Genomic DNA, 885 nt, shown 5'->3' on the forward strand with positions numbered 1-885 from the left:
ACTCGTATTTTTCTGTTTTGAACTTTAATCTTTGCCTTTCGGCAATCCGGTCGATTAAAGAACCATTTTGTCAAAGAACTGAAGTGGGAATGAGCAGGGAGTAGCGAGAATTGAGGAATTTTCCTGTTTGCTCGCTACTCTCGACTCGCTACTCAATATCAATTGTCCAAACTTCTAATACATCAACAAAACTTGGAATTTTTAAGTTTTTTTCCAGTTGTTGAGTTACCCAGGCTTTGACTCTACTTCCGCAGATTGACTTTTGAAATAAGCCGAGTCGGTGTTGCTGGTCGTATTCTTCAGCCGAAATCCGGTCAATAATTTTGGCATTGACTAATCGCTTTAATCGGAATGTGCCATCTGGAGTTGTAATCTCATTTAAGTTGCGCTTGCGTAGTTCAGACGCAATCTTCTCTGCTTGCGATAAGTATAACTCATAGAGAATATCAGTCTCTAACTTGAGATTATTGAGCATCTCTTTCGAGCATAAATAACGCGACCAAGTATGCTTTAGTTCAGATAGTTTGGTTTCCAGTCTTTTGGTCATAATGTCTCCTTTTTAGTAAAGCATTTGAGACCCTTCACTATGTTCAGGGTGACAATATGTTGTGTTTTTAAGTTTTGATAGTTTGGTTTTGAGTCTTTTCGTCATAGTGTCTCCTTTTTAGTAAAGTGTTTGAGCCCTGGAAACGGATAAGTCTTGAGTCCGTTCAGGGTGACAATGTGGTTTGTTTTTAAGTTTTTCGTCATAATGACTCCTTGGTTAAATTAAATACTAAAGACCAAAAACATAAAAATAGTTGCATTTTTCATTTTCGGTTTTTTCCCAGTCTAATGTCGCCGAGCACTTTCCAGATTCCGTCAGACAAACTCGTAAAGCCATTA

At 38.0% G+C, this 885-nt stretch carries 1 protein-coding gene; it reads right to left on the minus strand.

Going from position 1 to position 885, the window contains the following annotated elements; translation table 11 throughout:
• Positions 1-148 precede the first annotated feature (148 nt).
• Entirely contained in the window at positions 149-547 is a 399-nt protein-coding gene (locus N2201_07455; GenBank protein MCX7786034.1) for a hypothetical protein, read from the minus strand.
• Between the last annotated feature and the right edge of the window lie 338 nt (positions 548-885).

The organism is candidate division WOR-3 bacterium (assembly GCA_026418155.1).
In the GTDB taxonomy this organism is placed as follows: domain Bacteria; phylum Hydrothermota; class Tepidihabitantia; order Tepidihabitantales; family CAIPLT01; genus JAOABV01.

Bases quoted from the DNA above. Each gene is read 5' to 3' on its own strand.
- N2201_07455 (MCX7786034.1), bottom strand. From the start codon at position 547: ATGACCAAAAGACTGGAAACCAAACTATCTGAACTAAAGCATACTTGG.